Here is a 17,383-nt window from a genome sequence, read left to right as displayed (position 1 = left end):
AGCCGGGATTAAATAATCCCAGCTGCTTTTAACATTGTCACAATTCTTTCATCGTAACTATGATATTCTTTTACTTTTTCGTATCCATTTTTCGCAATCTGCTCCCGTTCATCATCATGTGCCAGATAATATTCGATTTTGGCAAGCATATCTGGGATGCTGTCGTATAATACGATGTCCTCGTCCGGGACGAAAATCTCCGGGATTTCAACCTGATAATTTGATAGCACGAAGCCGCCACACGCCATCAGGTCGAAGATACGGAGTGGCAGTCCGGTTTTGATCGGGCGGTTCGTCATGTTCAGATTGATTTTGCTGCACTTGATAATCTGCGGCATCATTGTGTTGGAATCTGCACCGCCACGGCAATGGACATGTTGTAATGGTGTTGTGTCACTCAATGTCCAGAGATCAAAACGATAATTCTTCCCCTGTTTTCGTAACTCTTCAAAACGTGCTCCGATTGCATTACAGGTGCGGATGCGTTCCTGTTCGGTGCATTTGTAGCCGAGATAGGTGTCAGCAACGATGCCTTTCACATCTTCGGAGTAATCTTCCCCAAGTGGCAGCCAGTCTGCATATTTCTTGAATTCCTGCGCCCATTCGTCGGTGATGGAATCTTCTAACAAATTGTAACCGTATACATTGAGCTGGGCGTTGATCAGTCCGTTGACATAGCCACGCATCTCGTCTGGCAGATCTTTCTCAATCGAATTATAGCGGGTCTTTTCAGAGTATAGTGAACCGACGAAAGAGATGTCACAGTCGTAATTTTGATGATTTTCCTTAGTTACCTTTACAGCGTCCCACGTTGCAACATCTGCACCCATTGGCAGATGGAAGATACAGTCTGGATTCGCGGGTGAGAATTTCTCCCATTGCATACGATCTAAGACGAAAATTCGGTTGGTTGGATATGCGATCGTCTCGGAATAAAGCTGGAAACTTGGGCAATCCACCGTCCAGGACAAATACGGTAGTTTAAATACCTTGCAACATCGCGCTACAATTGGTTGAAAATTCACGGAGAACACGCAGGAGACATCCGGATTTTCCTGAATCATGCAGGCAAGTGCTTCCAGATAACCTTTGTCGTAATCGACACTTTCAAATTTGCGATCCATGGTAATAATTGTAATGCCCAACCGTTGCATTGCATTGGCAATTCCTTTTTCGCAGATGCTTCCCCATTTGCAAAATATGATCTTCATTATTGTAGCTCCCCGCTTTCTTCCGAAGTGATATAAAGATATTATAATCGAGATGCGCGGGGGATGCAATGTTGCAAATGGTTGTGGCTGTATTTTTGTGAAAAGTATGTGATTTTTCATTGGAAGATATTTACAGTCAGAGAGAATACTGTTATGGTAATTGTGTTGTCAAGAATCGTTGTTCTGGCGTAGTTTGGTAACAGTCTATTTATTATTTTATATCTTAATATTCTAATTATTTATCATCCATTAATTGCTCTGGTGAGCAAATTCATTTTTACCCAAGGAGGACTTTCTATGTTTCAATCAAAATTATTTAAGGATGTAGCGGATGTTGAAAGCTATATTTCTAACTATCCGGGTGCAAACGCACTGTATAATTCGTTTCGTCCGCGATGGAAGACGCTGGTGCAAGATTATTTTTTAAGCAAGCGAACACTTCCACTTACCTATGATCCGTTCTTTAAGAGAATCTTCAATACTGACATTCATCCGGATCGGTTATCCCGGCTGATATCTGCGATACTTGGGCAGGAGGTGACAGTGACTGAAACTTTGACGAATGAGGACACGTTGCTCAAAGGCAATTCTCTGTTGATAATGGATATTATAGTTCGTCTGGCAGATGGATCCATAACAACGGTGGAAATTCAGAAGATTTCGGCTGCTTTTCCCGCAGAGCGGATGTCCTGTTATTCAGCAGATCTGCTGCTTCGGCAATATGAACAGGTTAAAAATCGGCTAAGAGATAATTTTAATTATTCTGCATTGAAGAAGGTGTATACGATTGTTATCTTTGAGAATACAGATCCACAAACAACGGATGCGCCAGTGTACCAGGCGTTTCATGCGGATAAGATTGGGAATCAATATCTGCATCATGGAACAACAATTTTTAACACTGGTTTGGAATTAGAATTTTTACAGGACTTCTATCTTATATCTCTTGACGTATTTCGGGAAGTTGGATATGCTAAAGATGATAACGAGCTTACGGCGTGGCTGTCATTACTTGCAACGAATACATATGAAGATGCAGAACTTCTATGTCAGAAATATCCATGGATGGAGGAAATCTTCGAGGAGATTTCGGAATACGTCCATAATCCTGAGGAGGTGGTAGGGATGTTCTCAGAGGCACTCAAAATGATGGATGATAATATGTATCACTATATGGCGGATCAGTATCAGGCAAAGGTTGAAAAACAACAGGCGGAAATCGAGAATCAGCAGGCGGAAATCGAGAATTTACAGACAGAAAGTCAGAAGTTGTATCAGGCATTGATTGAGCAGTGGAAGAAGGATGGATGCACGAAAGAGTCTGCAATATCGGAAATTGCAGTAATCTGTAAGTCGGAGGATACGGCAAAGAAACTTATTGAGAAATATTGGTAAATGCAAAACCGGGCGGCTCCCCATTCCGCCCGGTTTTTATGTAAACACACATTTTGAAGTTATTGCATCCGCACATCAATAACTTCGATTCCTCCCTTGTTCAAAAGCGATCGCTTCGAACAAGTTCATCCTAGCATATGCAGATAAAAAAACAAGGCATTTGGCATAGTTGGTCGTTTAAACGGCACACTTTTTACTTTTTGGGGTGAAATTAATGAAAAAAGTGATTTTTTTGCTGCTTGACGCTCAGATAGATGGTTGATAAAATGAATTGGAAAAGTGATAATTTTAACAGATATATTAGAATAAAAATCGGAATGGAAAGGATATATTAAATCATGAAATTTTTTGTGACAGGTGTAAATGGACAGCTTGGACATGATGTGATGAATGAGTTGGCGAAGCGGGGACATGAAGGTGTTGGGTCGGATCTGAGTGAATCCTATGCAGGTGTAGCAGATGGTTCAGCTGTGACAATGATGGATTATGTAGGGCTTGATATTACAGATAAAGATGCAGTGATGCAGGCAATCACAGATGTTAAGCCAGATGCGGTCATTCACTGTGCAGCATGGACAGCGGTGGATGCTGCAGAAGATGAAGATAAGCAGGCAACTGTAAAGAAAGTAAATGTAGATGGTACGAAGAATATTGCGCAGGCATGTAAGGAAATCGACTGCAAGATGTTGTATCTCTCGACAGATTATGTATTTGATGGACAGGGAACGGAACCTTGGCAGCCGGATTGCAAGAACTACAAGCCACTGAATGTCTATGGGCAGTCAAAGCTTGATGGAGAACTTGCGGTATCATCGATACTTGACAAATATTTTATTGTGCGTATCGCTTGGGTATTTGGATTGAATGGCAAAAATTTCATTAAGACGATGGTCAATGTTGGTAAGACACATGATGAGGTGCGTGTAGTCTGTGATCAGATTGGTACGCCGACGTATACTTACGATCTTGCGAGATTGCTTGTCGATATGTGTGAGTCAGAGAAATATGGATATTACCATGCGACAAATGCTGAATTGCCGGAAGACGCCGAAGCTAATGGAGCAAAGACAGGATATATTTCATGGTATGATTTCTGCGTGGAGATTTATCGCCAGTATGGCCTTTCGACAAAAGTGACTCCGGTGACAACTGCTGAATACGGACTTAGCAAGGCAGCGAGACCGTTTAACAGCCGACTGGATAAGAGCAAGCTTGTGGAGAATGGGTTTGAGCCACTGCCGGTATGGACAGATGCGGTGAGACGGTATTTGAAGGAAGCGAATTTGTAGTTATAGATAATCGAATCCCAGAAAATGTGCAGATGGTAATAAGAGGAGCGCTTATGGGCGCTCCTCTTATTTTGGTTTAAGGCAAAGATTTGTTTTCGCGTGTGTTGATCATTTTCATATAGTGTTTTTCAAATACATAAATTCGTACTAATTCTATGATTGTACATATACCAAATATAGCACAGATCACAAAAATAGAATAAGGGATTAACATTAAACGATTGCTGTATGCGGTTGTATGGAAGATACGTGACCATAGGATTGCACGTACATAACGGTTGTCATGAATAAGATAAACACCAAATGTAGCGGAAGCAATGATGTTGATAATTCGGTTAGCCTTGATATTCAACTTGGAAAAACCTATGAAAAGCAAAGCGGAAATCAGCAATATAAATAAACTGTTCATATCATAAAACCAAGTTGTATAGTCTCGTAGAAAAGGAATCCTGTTACTGTAATGGCTACATGCAGCAACTGCAAGGAATGTAAAAATCGTCACGCAGAAAGACAACAGGATACACATAAAACCAGATGCCTTTATATTCACTCCGTAGATTCGGATATAACCGGCTAACGAATAGAGGAATATAAACCATAACAGGTTATTGCTTTCAACTGTCCAGCCAGTGAGCGTTGGGACTACACACCAGAGAATACCGAAAAGCAATAGCATTTTCTTATAGCTATCCTTGTCGAGACTATTCAGCATTTTATTCAAATAAGGTGCCACAAGGTAGAGAATAAAATAAGAACTTGCAAACCACCATTTACCGAAAATAATAGGGAAACAGTGGTAGATTAATTCTCTTGTGCTATATGGTTGAAGTCCTGTGAGTGTGAAAATCCAGAACAGCAAAAAAATACATCCACGCCAATCTTTCCACCAATCTGAATAAATATGATCCATAATTTGTTGATCAACAGAAAATCGCTGCTATTAAAATCAAATCCACTATGAACAGAAAAAATGGTGTGCAACAATCATCAACATAGCAAATATACGCAGTAATTCAAAGTTTGACTGTCGAATGGTAGTACCCTGTGTGCTTTGCGGTGTTATATTAGCTGATTGCATTTTTGATCTCCTTATATTATATATCTGTTGTATGTTGTCGATATAATAGTGAATTCTTTTTCTTGACAATCATACACCATATGTATCACAGATAGCAACTGAGAAATATGGAAAACGTGATAAATCTGATAAGGATTATGGCATAAGAATTTTGTTGGAAATTGTTGGCAACAGATTATTATATACAAATTATTGCAAAAGTATGAAAAAAATATTACAATATACATATTAATGGGTAAAGGAGATAAAAAAATGAGACGGCTTAAGAAGATGATTGCTGGAATCTTAACCGGTTGTCTGATTGCGACATCTCATGTTCCAATTGCATTTGCTGCAGAAGAGCCAACGACGCAGCAGGATGTGCAGGTGGACACGCAGGAAGCAGACACGCCGGAAGTGGAAAGCGAAGTATCGCAGGAAACAAACACAGATACTGACGCGATTGCAGTACAGGAAGCAAATGATCTGGTGGGAACACCTGTAGAAACAGGATTACTTAATTATATCGTTGTAGAAAGCGATTATGTACAGACGCCAGATACACAATATGTCCTTGCGGATATATCTGCAACAGGCACGATCGGTTCGGCTGAACTGGTATATACCAATCAGTCAACAGGCAGTACATATGAAAAGAGCGTCGATGTGATATCAGACTCAGCGCTCCTGTTCAATCTGAGCTTTGAGAATGAGACAAGCACAGGCGTATATAAGTTGAAAGGAATCAAATATACGGTTGACGAGCAGGAACAGTATATTGATCTGGAAGCAGCAGGCGCCAGCGATGTGTTCGGTGTAAATGTGACTGCTGATTCTCAGCCGGATGCATGGATTGTAGATGAAACTGTAGCAACCCAGAGCGCTGACGAAGCAGGAATTACTGTGACAGATGTCTCCAGTGGTGAGACGATAAGTGGAGCGGATGTTGCAGAAGCGATTTCTGAATTGCAGATGAACGATGGCTCATTGCTTAAGAGCGCATCGAATGGTAATCTCGTTGTAGTATTAGACCCGGGACATGGAGGAAGCGATTGTGGTACATATAATACGATCAATGGTGTTACTTATTATGAAAGAGATATCAACCTGAAGATCGCATATTACTGCAAAGAGGAACTGGATAAGTATAGTGGCATAACTGTATATATGGCACGTACAGACAATCGTACGGAATGGTCCAGTGCACAGAGTGTAGAGCTGGCTTCCAAGGTTGGTGCAGATGTAATGGTAAGCCTGCATATTAATTCGGCAGGTCCAACAGCAAGAGGTGCACTTGTTATTGTCCCAAACTCAAATTATAGACCGGATCTTGGACAGATCGGTGGTGAACTTGGCAAGGTCATTCTTTCTAAGTTAAGCGAGCTTGGTCTGCATAACCGTGGAAATCTTATCCAGGGTTCAAAAGATAATACTTTGTATCCGGATGGATCTCTGGCAGACTATTATTCAGTCTGCAGACGAAGCAAGCTTGCAGGATTCCCGGGAATCATTATTGAGCATGCGTTCCTGAGTAATCCGGACGAAGCTGCAAAGTATTTGACATCTGACACAATGCTGCAGAAACTTGGCGTGGCAGATGCAACCGCGATTGCGCAGTATTATGGACTGAGTACAGGGGATGGAACGGTAAAACCGGTTACAGTTTTGAATGGTGTTGATTATAGTGCAGTATATGACTATGATTATTATGTAGAGCATAATGCAGATGTAAAAGCTGCATTTGGTACGAATACAAGAGCGGTTTTACAGCATTTCGTGAATTTTGGAATGAAGGAAGGCCGCCGGGCAAGTGAAGATTTTGATGTGAATTCTTACAGGAATCAGTATGCTGACCTAAGAAGGGCATTTGGAACAAATCTTCAAGGTTATTATCTGCATTATATTAATTATGGTAAGCGTGAAGGCCGAAAGGCGACAGGTGTAGTAACGCTTCAGAATCCTACAACTGTTTATAATGGAGTAAATTATAGTGCAGTTTATGACTATGCTTATTATACAGAACATTATAAAAATGAATTGAAGTCATACATTGGAGATGACTTACAGGTACTCCAATATTTTGTGAATGTAGGTATGAGTCAGGGACAGCAAGGTAGTGCGGATTTTGATGTAAACTCCTATAGAAATGCTTATCGAGATCTTCGTAGTGCATATGGAAGTAATCTGAAGAACTATTACTTACATTACATTAGTTATGGTAAGAATGAACACAGAAAAGCAACCGGTGTGGCAACATTACAAAATGCGACAACAGTTTATAATGGCGTAAATTATAGCGCCGTATATGATTATACATATTATATTCAGCATAATGGCGATGTGTATAATGCATTTGGCGGAGATGAGAACAAGACGTTGCAGCATTTTGTGAATTATGGAATGAAGGAAGGCCGTCAGGGTAAAGCAGATTTTGATGTAAGATCCTATAAGAATGCATATGTAGATTTACGAAATGCGTACGGAACTGATCTTAAGAGCTATTACCTGCACTACATGAAATACGGTCAGAAAGAGGGTAGAAAGGCAACTGGCGTAACGAAAGCGCAAAGCCCGACAACTGTTTACAATGGAACCAATTACAGTGCGGTATATGATTATACATATTATATAGAACATCATCCGGATATTTTGAAGAAATATAGTGGGGATGACCTTCTGATCTTACAGTATTTTGTAACATATGGAATGAAGGAAGGACAGCAGGCAAAGGATTCCTTTGATGTGAATTATTACAGAAGAAATAATGGTGATTTAAATGCAGCTTTTGGAGATAATTTACAAAGCTACTATTCGCATTATATGACATATGGTATTAAGGAGCAACGACGGGGATCTGAATCTGCAGAACCGGTGGGACCGCTGTATTCCATTATGGGAGCATCATCGACAAATGTAAATCAGATGGTTGCATACTACAATTCAAGGGCAACGTATCCTGCTTTTTATGCAAACTCAGATGCTCCTACGATAAATGACTTCTGCAGGATTTATATAGAAGAATGTAATGCAGAAGGTGTGCGTGCAGAGGTTGCGTTTGCACAGGCAATGAAAGAAACCGGATTCTTAAAGTTTGGCGGTCTGGTGCAGATTGATCAGTATAACTTTGCAGGACTTGGTGCAACAGGACCTGGATTTCCGGGAGATCGTTATGACAGTGTACGTACAGGTATCCGGGCACAAATACAACATCTTAAGGCATATGCCTCAAAAGATGCATTGAAGAATACATGTGTAGATTCAAGATTCCAGTATGTGACACGCGGATGTGCACAGTATGTCGAGTGGCTTGGAATCAGTGAGAATCCAGATAAAAAAGGCTGGGCAACAGCAACAAATTATGGTTATAGTATCGTAAATGATTATATAGCAAAATTATTACAATATTAATTAGTATTTTAGGGAGAGCTTCAGATGTAGCTCTCCTTTTTTATGCTTTCGCTTGATGTATATGTGTCATTATGATAAAATTAATAATATATATGTAATACCGAACCTTGGTATAAAATTGTATATTGATTGTAGAAAGGATGCGTATAGAATGACACAGAAATATGGAAAGATAACTGTCGATACATGTGAAGTAGACGGAATAGAGATAGAGGGTCTTCGTGTTATCACGCCTTCCGTATTTGGCGATGAGCGGGGATATTTTATGGAGACTTATAATTATAATGACTTTGCAGCAGCAGGTATAGATTGCAAATTCGTACAGGATAATCAGTCCAGCTCCAAGAAGGGCGTGCTTCGGGGATTGCATTTTCAGATTAATTATCCACAGGATAAACTTGTCCGTGTTGTAAGCGGAGAAGTCTTTGATGTCGCGGTTGATTTACGAGAAGGATCAAAGACATATGGTAAATGGTATGGTGTTAGACTTTCGGCAGAGAATAAAAAGCAGTTCTTTATCCCGAAGAACTTTGCACATGGATTTATTGTTTTATCAGAAAGTGCAGAGTTTTGTTACAAATGTACGGACTTCTATCATCCAAATGATGAGGGCGGACTTCTGTGGTCTGATCCTGAAATAGGAGTAGAGTGGCCTATGCCGGAAGGTATGACAAGTAAGGATCTAATCATATCTGACAAGGATCACAAGTGGAGCGGAATTAAGGATTACAAGAAGTCAATCTAGGAGCATTTATGAATAGACATGGTATACCACAGAAATTAATAGAGAATAGAAAACTGATATGGAGCTTATCGAAGAATGATTTTAAAACCAGATTTGCAGGTTCCTATCTCGGTATTGTATGGGCGTTTGTGCAGCCGGTAGTCACTGTTTTGGTGTATTGGTTTGTGTTTCAGGTAGGACTAAAGGCAGGTAGAACGAATGAATATCCGTTTGTAGTATGGCTGGTTGCGGGACTTGTTCCATGGTTTTTCTTTTCGGAAGCATTAAATGGTGGTACAAACGCACTTATAGAATACAGTTATCTTGTAAAAAAAGTTGTATTTAAGATAAGCATTCTTCCGATTGTGAAAGTGATGTCAGCAGTGTTTGTAAATGCATTCTTTATTTTGTTCACTTTAGTTTTGTGCAGCTGCTATGGGTACACACCAAGTTTGTATACGATTCAGATAATTTATTATCTGATTTGTAATTTTTTGCTGGTTTTGGGATTATCTTATTTTACAGCGGCAATCGTTGTGTTCTTCCGGGATCTTACACAGATTATCAATATTTTATTACAGGTAGGTATGTGGATTACTCCTATAATGTGGGACGCAGAGCATATGCTGTCCCCTAAGCTGCTGAAGATTTTCAAGCTGAATCCGGTATATTATATAGTTGACGGATTTCGGGATAGTTTACTCGCAGGAGTAGGATTCTGGGAAAAACCGATGTGGACCGTGTATTTCTGGTTGTTTGTAATAATTGTATTTAGTATTGGTGTTTCGGTGTTTAAGAGGCTGAGGGTTCATTTTGCGGATGTTTTATAGAAATACATGAGGGTATTGGGAAGAAGATAAAAGAGGAGGCTACTATATGAGAAAAAGAATTCTTGCATTTTTTATGGCATTTGCCTTGTTAGGAACACCGGGGATAGATGTGCGTGCAGCGGGACAATCATATTCATCAGAGGCGGTGGCTACAGATACGGATGCGCCTACGGTAGAGGTACAAACGGAGGATACAATCCCGGACGAAACTGTATACATGAACAGTTACATTGATACGGGAGACCGAATCGATTATTATACACCGGTCAAGGGTGCTATGTTGTACAGCAACAGTATTCCTGCAAGTTATGATTCCAGAAATTATGGACGAGTAACATCGGTAAAAAACCAGCACCCATATGGAACGTGTTGGACATTTGCAGCGCTTGCAGCGGGGGAATCATCGATGATATCGGCCGGATACGTGAATGATATTGATTTGTCTGAGTATCATCTCGCATATTTCTTCTACAATTGCCAGACAGATCCACTGGGAAATCTGGATGGGGACAGAACGTATCTGAATTCTTCATATGGGAATAACTACCTGTCTGTCGGAGGTAACAATTATCTGACAATGTTCGCCCTGTCGTCCTGGCGTGGAGCTGCGTCAGAGAGTGTAGCACCTTATGGGAATGCTTCTCCATCGTCAACCTTAGATGCAAGCCTGGCATACAAAGATGTTGCGCATCTTCAGAATGCACGCGTTGTATCGATAAAAAATGCAGCTGATGTTAAGAAACTGATTATGGACTATGGGGCTGTAGCCAGTGGATTTAACATGGATGTAAGATATTATAATTATAAAACAAAAGGTTACTATAACTATGACAATACATCATCGAATCATGCAATTGCCATTGTAGGATGGGATGATAATTATGCGGTGGATAATTTTTCAGGAACGAAGAAGCCATCAAAACCGGGAGCGTGGCTGGTGAAAAACAGCTGGGGAGAGGGTAATATCCCTTACCTGTGGGTATCTTATGAAGATCTATCCATATCGAATCAGGATGCAATCGCGTTCGTGATGGAGCCGGCTGATAATTATGACAACAACTATCAGTTCGATGGAACATTTTCACCTTACTACGGAACAATCAATAATGGTGGGAAAATTGCAAATGTATATGTTGCGAAGGCATCAACCAAGGAAGAGATTAAGGCAACAGCAATTTCCCTGAAGAGTGATAATGTAAGATATAGTATTCAGATTTATAAGAATCCGGATGCTGATAATCCGGAATCAGGCGAAGCGATGCTTGCAACTCCGGTGACCGGTCAGACAACTTATGCCGGATATTACACAATCAAGCTTCCTTCCGGGTTATGTGTGGATAAAGGAGATAAGTATTCGGTTGTATATACACTTGTAGATCAGGACGATAAAGATGTAAGTTATTTTCTGGAGCAGACGACAAGTGCACAGCTTAGCGATGATGTAATATTATATGATTGCCATACGGAACAGGGGCAGTCCTTCTGTGAAACAGGATATGGATTGAATTATTTTGTAGACTTGGGAAGTGGAAAGTATCCGATGTGTGCAAGGGTGAAAGTATTTACAGACAATGTATCTACAACCAATCCGGTTGATCCTGTCAAGCCGATTGAGCCGGTGATTCCTGCGGTTGCAATAAATGCATGTGATATCAACACGGTAGGCACACAATATTATACAGGAAAAGCGATTACACCGGCTGTGAAACTTACATATAATGGTGCTTCGCTTGCTTTAAATCAGGATTACACAGTGACCTATGCGAGCAACATGAATCCGGGCACTGCTACAATAACGATAACCGGTATTGGAAAATACAGTGGTACGAAAACAGTTACATTTAATATTCTTGCCAAAGCAAATCCAACCACTGTATATAATGGTGTGGATTACAGTGCGGTATATGATTATAATTACTATGTTATGAAATACCCTGATCTGTGGTCAGCGTTTAAGACGGATGATGTAGCGGCACTTAGACATTTTGTTTCGTGTGGTATGAATGAGGCACGTCAGGGTAAAGCATCCTTTGATGTAAAGTCTTATATTTATCAGTATTCGGATCTTAGAAAAGCATATGGAAACAATTATCCGGCTTATTATGCACATTATATGAAGTACGGTCGCAAAGAAGGAAGAAAGGGAGTCGGAACAAGTCATATTATTGGGGCGACAACTGTGTATAACGGTGTAGATTACAGTGCGGTATATGATTTTGACTACTATATCAATCACAATATTGATATAAAAAGATTATATCAATATGATGAAGTAGGCGCATTGCGGCATTTTGTTACATACGGTATGCGGGAGAAGAGACAGGGATGTGCGAGCTTCAATGTGGATGCGTATGCGATGCGGTATGCGGATCTTAGACATGTGTACAAGAATGACATGGTTGCATATTATAAGCATTATATGAACTATGGAAAAAGGGAAGGTAGAGTGGCCACCGGAACAAAAAATATTATAGGGGGAATGACAACCTATAATGGAGTTAATTATTCTGCGGTATATAATTATGGATATTATGTATCACATAACCCGGATATTAAACGTGCTTTTGGATATGACGAGGAGGCTGCATTACGGCATTTCATATATTATGGAATGTCAGAAGGAAGACAGGGTAGCGAAGCATTCAATGTGACGAATTATAAGAACCGATATGCGGATTTGCGAAATGCATATGGAAGTAAGTTAAAGAACTATTATATGCATTACATTAACTATGGAGTAAAGGAACATAGAAACGGGAAGTAAAGATTACAGGGGAGGTTACATGTATGAAAAAGATGTGGAGTAGGGTAACGGCTGTTCTGGTGACACTGGTTATGATAATGTCCTGTGTTACAGTGCCGGGAATTGTATCAAAGGCAGCAGACAATGAATATAATTATGCCAAACTTTTACAGTATTCATTGTACTTTTATGATGCTAATATGTGTGGTGGAGATGTGACAGGTACAAGTCTTCTGAATTGGAGAAATAATTGTCACACATATGACCGGGCAAACTACACCAGAAGTGATGGAAGTGTTGTTACAGTTGATCTGACTGGCGGTTTTCATGATGCTGGCGATCATGTGAAGTTTGGATTACCGGAAGCATATGCGGCATTTGTACTTGGCATGAGTTATGACACAGACAAGGGTGCATATACAGCGACAGGACAGACTGGACATCTGAAGAATATAACAACACATTTTGCGGATTATCTGGTGAAGTGTGCGGTATTAAGTCGTGATGGCAGCAGAGTTGAAGCGTTTTGCTGTCAGGTTGGACAAGGCGGTGGCGGATACGACCATGGATACTGGGGCGCTCCAGAGGCACAGCCCAATAATAACAGGCCGATTTATTTTACAAGTGCAGGGGCACCATCTACAGATATTGTCAGTCTGAGTGCAGCGGCGCTTGCGATGCAGTATAAGAATTTTGGTGGAGCGAATTATCTTGATACAGCAAAGAAACTTTTTGCATACGCAAAAAATAACAATAAGGCTGTTAATACGACAGCAAATGGTTTTTACAGCTCTTCTTCCTGGGAGGATGATTATTGTCTTGCAGCAATCATGCTCTACAAGGTAACTGGCGACGGACAGTACCTTACAGAGTTTAATAAGTATGCATCAAATGGAAATGCACAGAAACCATACTGGCCGCTTGGCTGGGATAACGTAGGACCGGCAGTAGCATATTACAATGGAAATTCATCCGCATTATCGACTGTCATGGGAATATCAAATGGTAACAGCAACAATGGTTATCGATGTGTGGATGACTGGGGTTCCGCACGGTATAACACGTCTATGCAATATACAGGGTTGTTATTTGATAAGATGACTTCATCACAGAAGTACAGGGGCTGGGCAGAAGGACAGATGAATTACCTGCTTGGCAACAACTCTATGAACAAATGCTTCGTGGTTGGTTATAATGATAAAAGTGCTAAATATCCGCATCACAGAGCAGCATCCGGCTACACGGGAGGACCGCAGGGAACAACGACACAGGCGCATGTTCTTACAGGTGCCCTGGTTGGCGGACCAAAACTGAATGGAAGCTATACAGATTCGGCAAGTGATTATGTGTGCAATGAAGTTGCAATTGACTATAATGCAACCCTGGTTGCGGCAGCGGCAGCTTTGTACAGTGGACATACGAACGAGACAGATACACAATACGTAGATGCAGATTATTATGTTGAAGGTACAGCAACTGCATGGCAGAAACCAGCAACAGTATATAATGGCGTAGATTATAGTGCTGTTTATGATTATGAATATTATATAGCACATAATGCGGATGTGAAGGCAGCGTTCGGGAATAATTCCAGAGCTGTGTTGCAGCATTTTATAAATTACGGCATGAAAGAGGGACGCCGTGCAAGCGAGAATTTCAATGTATATGCGTATGCAAATCGTTATGGGGATCTTCAAAATGCATTTGGCACAGTCTTGAAGAGCTATTATATGCATTATATTCAATTTGGGAAGAGGGAGAATAGAACCGCAACAGGTTCCGATTCAAAGCTTAACATAACGAATACAAATACCGGTGGACAGGGAACCGGAAACAGTAATAGCAGCGGTAATAATAGTAACAATAATACTGCGCCAACTGTTTATAATGGTGTTAACTATGCAAGCGTATATGATTATAATTATTATATATCGAATAATCCGGATGTTAAAAACGCGTTTGGAAATAATAAGATGGCTGTGTTAAGTCATTTTGTTATGTATGGTATGCGAGAAGGACGTCAGGGATGCGCAAACTTTAATGTGCAGGGGTATGCGTATCGTTATGCGGATCTGCGAAATGCTTTTGGCTCGAATCTCAGATCATACTATATGCATTATATAAACTATGGAAAGCGGGAGGGAAGAAATGCAGCTCCTGCCACTGCAATGTACGGCTATAAGACGGTATATAATGGCGTTGATTACAGTGCGGTATATGATTATAATTACTACGTGAGCCATAATCCGGATATAAAGAGAACGTTTAGTGTGGATGATATGGCTGTTTTGAGACACTTTATTACATATGGAATGAAAGAAGGCCGTCAGGCAAAAGAAAACTTTAATGTTAGGAACTATAAGAGTAGGTATGTAGATTTGCAGAAAGCGTTTGGTAATGATCTTAAAGCGTATTATATGCATTATATAAGATATGGTAAAAATGAACATAGAAACGCAAAATAATAAAAGAAAGATGTATTTCATCTGGAACAATTATAATAATGAGTTATAGTAGAATGGAGAATACAATGTTGGATTATGCAATTAGTGTAAAACATGTAGAAAAAATGTATAAATTGTATGATAAACCGTCAGATCGATTCAAGGAAGCCATGGGTTTTACGAAAAAAAAGTGTTACAAGGAACATTATGCATTGAATGATGTGAGTTTCAATGTTAAGACTGGTGAGACGGTAGGAATTATTGGCACGAACGGATCCGGAAAATCTACTATGCTCAAGATTATAACAGGTGTACTGAACCCAACAGCCGGCGAAGTGGAAGTGAATGGTCGAGTTTCAGCACTGCTGGAACTCGGAGCCGGCTTTAATATGGAGTATACAGGAATTGAAAATGTATATCTAAATGGAACAATGATTGGATTTACCAAAGAAGAAATAGATGAAAAACTTGATGATATACTTGATTTTGCAGATATTGGAGATTTTGTGCATCAGCCGGTTAAAACATACTCGAGTGGTATGTTTGTCAGGCTTGCGTTTGCTGTAGCAATCAATATTGATCCGGAGATTTTAATCGTGGATGAAGCTTTGTCGGTTGGAGATGTGTTTTTTCAGTCAAAGTGTTTTAAGAAATTCGAAGAATTTAAAAAAATGGGGAAAACCATTCTGTTCGTAAGTCATGATTTAAGCAGTATCAATAAATATTGTGACAGAGCTATATTACTTAATAAAGGTAGAAAATTAGCTGAAGACAGTCCCGATAAGATAATTGATTTGTATAAGAAGGTGTTGGTGGGGCAACTGGATTCAAATAATAAAAGCGGACAAAAAGGCTCTGAAATAAAACAGGAAACATCAACATGGAAGGAAAATTATGTCATAAATCCGGCATATCAGGAATATGGGGACAGAAAGGTTGATATAGTTGATTTTGCAATCGTGGATGATGATAATGTATATACAAGTACTATTATAAAAAACACTTTATTTCAGATAAAGATAAAGATAAGAGCAAATGAAAGAATTAATGAACCAATAGTGGCGTTTACTATAAAGGATATAAAGGGAACGGATATAACAGGAACGAACACCATGTATGAGAATACAGATATAGGTCCCATGGAAGCCGGAGATGAAAAGATTATCACCTTTTCACAGAATAATAATCTTCAAGGTGGACAATACCTATTGTCTTTGGGATGCACAAGATATGAAGGTGAAACATTTCAAGTGTATCACAGATTGTATAATGTTTGCAGCATATCGGTTATATCAGATAAGGATACGGTAGGATTTTATGACATGAATTCTGTCGTAGATGTTCAATAATGAGGTGTCTATGGAAGAATATATAAATAAAGTAAAATTAAACTATGATTTTTATAGCGGAAAAGACGAATATTCCGATGGAGATATTGAAGACAAGCTGTTGGAAATTGTAAAAAACATTAAAGACGAGGAAGATTTAGAAGAGTTTCTTGTTAATGAAAGCGAATGGACATATTTATATCATTTTTCAAAGATACGGCATAATATTCTTGATTGGTATAAATTTGAAAAAAAAGCATCTTTGTTGGAAATAGGTGCCGGATGTGGGGCGATAACCGGATTATTTTGTGAAAAGGTTGACCGGGTAGTTGCGGTTGATCTGTCAAAAAAACGTTCCACAATAAATGCATATCGAAACAAAGAATATGATAATCTTGAAATTATTGTGGGCAATTTTGAAGATATTAAAATATCTGAGAAATTTGATTATATTTCGCTTATTGGAGTTTTAGAATATTCGTTATATTATATTGATTCCCTAAATCCGTTTGTAGATATGTTAAAAAAGGTTAAATCGATGCTCAAGGATGATGGAAAACTGTTTATTGCGATTGAAAACAAATACGGTTTAAAGTATTGGGCAGGAGCAACGGAGGATCACACAGGAGGATTCTTTGATGGAATACAGGGATATGGAGACACGAAAAGAGTAAGAACATTTTCTAAAGATAAGCTTTTAGAATTGTTAAACATAGCTGGATTTAAGAATAATGAAATATATTATCCGGTGCCTGATTATAAGATGCCGCTGGAGATATATTCAGATAAGTATTTGCCCACAAAGGGATCTATACACGACGTTACGCCGGCGTATGACAGGGATCGTTATGTACTGTTTGATGAACCGCTTGTATATGATTCGTTGTGTGAAGATGGATTGTTTAGTCAATTCGCAAATTCCTTTTTAACAGTTAGTCAGTGATTGGAGACGAA

The 17,383-nt window shown here is 39.6% G+C and carries 11 protein-coding genes; 9 read left to right on the top strand and 2 right to left on the bottom strand.

Translation table 11 applies throughout. The features are described from left to right. Positions 1-8 precede the first annotated feature (8 nt). Positions 9-1,211 (bottom strand): CgeB family protein, encoded by a 1,203-nt coding sequence (locus tag KP625_RS08530; protein ID WP_238297263.1) that lies wholly within the window; start codon positions 1,209-1,211, stop codon positions 9-11. Positions 1,212-1,508: 297 nt separating this feature from the next. Between KP625_RS08530 and KP625_RS08525 the strand changes: the two genes are divergently transcribed. Then, the gene (locus KP625_RS08525; protein WP_238297262.1) at positions 1,509-2,606 is read left to right on the top strand and encodes an Rpn family recombination-promoting nuclease/putative transposase; all 1,098 of its coding nucleotides are present in this window, start codon (positions 1,509-1,511) and stop codon (positions 2,604-2,606) included. A gap of 338 nt (positions 2,607-2,944) precedes the next feature. Continuing rightward, positions 2,945-3,895, top strand: a complete 951-nt coding sequence (rfbD, locus tag KP625_RS08520; RefSeq protein WP_238297261.1) for a dTDP-4-dehydrorhamnose reductase — start codon at positions 2,945-2,947, stop codon at positions 3,893-3,895. Between the two features lie 76 nt (positions 3,896-3,971). On the opposite strand, the gene KP625_RS08515 is transcribed toward rfbD, so the two are convergent. Beyond that, positions 3,972-4,805, bottom strand: coding sequence for an acyltransferase (locus KP625_RS08515; protein ID WP_238297260.1), 834 nt, complete (start codon positions 4,803-4,805; stop codon positions 3,972-3,974). A gap of 420 nt (positions 4,806-5,225) precedes the next feature. Between KP625_RS08515 and KP625_RS08510 the strand changes: the two genes are divergently transcribed. The 7 genes from KP625_RS08510 to KP625_RS08480 all read left to right on the top strand — a co-directional run bounded on the left by KP625_RS08510 (position 5,226) and on the right by KP625_RS08480 (position 17,372). Next, a complete protein-coding gene (locus tag KP625_RS08510; RefSeq protein ID WP_238297259.1) occupies positions 5,226-8,360 on the top strand; it encodes an N-acetylmuramoyl-L-alanine amidase in 3,135 nt (1,044 codons plus the stop codon). A gap of 151 nt (positions 8,361-8,511) precedes the next feature. Beyond that, on the top strand, positions 8,512-9,105 hold the full coding sequence (gene rfbC, locus KP625_RS08505; RefSeq protein WP_238297258.1) for a dTDP-4-dehydrorhamnose 3,5-epimerase: 594 nt from the start codon (positions 8,512-8,514) through the stop codon (positions 9,103-9,105). Positions 9,106-9,113: 8 nt separating this feature from the next. Continuing rightward, positions 9,114-9,914 (top strand): ABC transporter permease, encoded by an 801-nt coding sequence (locus tag KP625_RS08500; protein ID WP_238297256.1) that lies wholly within the window; start codon positions 9,114-9,116, stop codon positions 9,912-9,914. A gap of 46 nt (positions 9,915-9,960) precedes the next feature. Then, on the top strand, positions 9,961-12,678 hold the full coding sequence (locus KP625_RS08495) for a C1 family peptidase (RefSeq protein WP_238297254.1): 2,718 nt from the start codon (positions 9,961-9,963) through the stop codon (positions 12,676-12,678). Positions 12,679-12,701: 23 nt separating this feature from the next. Beyond that, entirely contained in the window at positions 12,702-15,122 is a 2,421-nt protein-coding gene (locus KP625_RS08490) for a glycoside hydrolase family 9 protein (RefSeq protein ID WP_238297253.1), read from the top strand. A gap of 38 nt (positions 15,123-15,160) precedes the next feature. Further along, entirely contained in the window at positions 15,161-16,450 is a 1,290-nt protein-coding gene (locus KP625_RS08485; RefSeq protein ID WP_370641345.1) for an ABC transporter ATP-binding protein, read from the top strand. A 10-nt stretch (positions 16,451-16,460) separates the two neighbouring features. After that, a complete protein-coding gene (locus KP625_RS08480) occupies positions 16,461-17,372 on the top strand; it encodes a class I SAM-dependent methyltransferase (RefSeq protein ID WP_238297251.1) in 912 nt (303 codons plus the stop codon). Positions 17,373-17,383: the final 11 nt, after the last annotated feature.

The organism is Eubacterium sp. MSJ-33 (genome assembly GCF_022174665.1).
Lineage (GTDB): Bacteria > Bacillota > Clostridia > Lachnospirales > Lachnospiraceae > Coprococcus_C.
Note: the sequence above shows the minus strand (reverse complement) of the source record. Positions and strands in the feature narration are given on the sequence as shown.

Excerpts from the sequence above, each read along its gene's own strand:
- KP625_RS08490 (WP_238297253.1), top strand. The coding sequence starts at position 12,702 with ATGAAAAAGATGTGGAGTAGGGTAACGGCTGTTCTGGTGACACTGGTT.
- KP625_RS08495 (WP_238297254.1), top strand. The coding sequence starts at position 9,961 with ATGAGAAAAAGAATTCTTGCATTTTTTATGGCATTTGCCTTGTTAGGA.
- KP625_RS08510 (WP_238297259.1), top strand. The coding sequence starts at position 5,226 with ATGAGACGGCTTAAGAAGATGATTGCTGGAATCTTAACCGGTTGTCTG.
- KP625_RS08530 (WP_238297263.1), bottom strand. The coding sequence starts at position 1,211 with ATGAAGATCATATTTTGCAAATGGGGAAGCATCTGCGAAAAAGGAATT.
- KP625_RS08525 (WP_238297262.1), top strand. The coding sequence starts at position 1,509 with ATGTTTCAATCAAAATTATTTAAGGATGTAGCGGATGTTGAAAGCTAT.
- rfbD (WP_238297261.1), top strand. The coding sequence starts at position 2,945 with ATGAAATTTTTTGTGACAGGTGTAAATGGACAGCTTGGACATGATGTG.
- KP625_RS08515 (WP_238297260.1), bottom strand. The coding sequence starts at position 4,805 with ATGGATCATATTTATTCAGATTGGTGGAAAGATTGGCGTGGATGTATT.
- KP625_RS08485 (WP_370641345.1), top strand. The coding sequence starts at position 15,161 with ATGAGTTATAGTAGAATGGAGAATACAATGTTGGATTATGCAATTAGT.
- KP625_RS08500 (WP_238297256.1), top strand. The coding sequence starts at position 9,114 with ATGAATAGACATGGTATACCACAGAAATTAATAGAGAATAGAAAACTG.
- rfbC (WP_238297258.1), top strand. The coding sequence starts at position 8,512 with ATGACACAGAAATATGGAAAGATAACTGTCGATACATGTGAAGTAGAC.
- KP625_RS08480 (WP_238297251.1), top strand. The coding sequence starts at position 16,461 with ATGGAAGAATATATAAATAAAGTAAAATTAAACTATGATTTTTATAGC.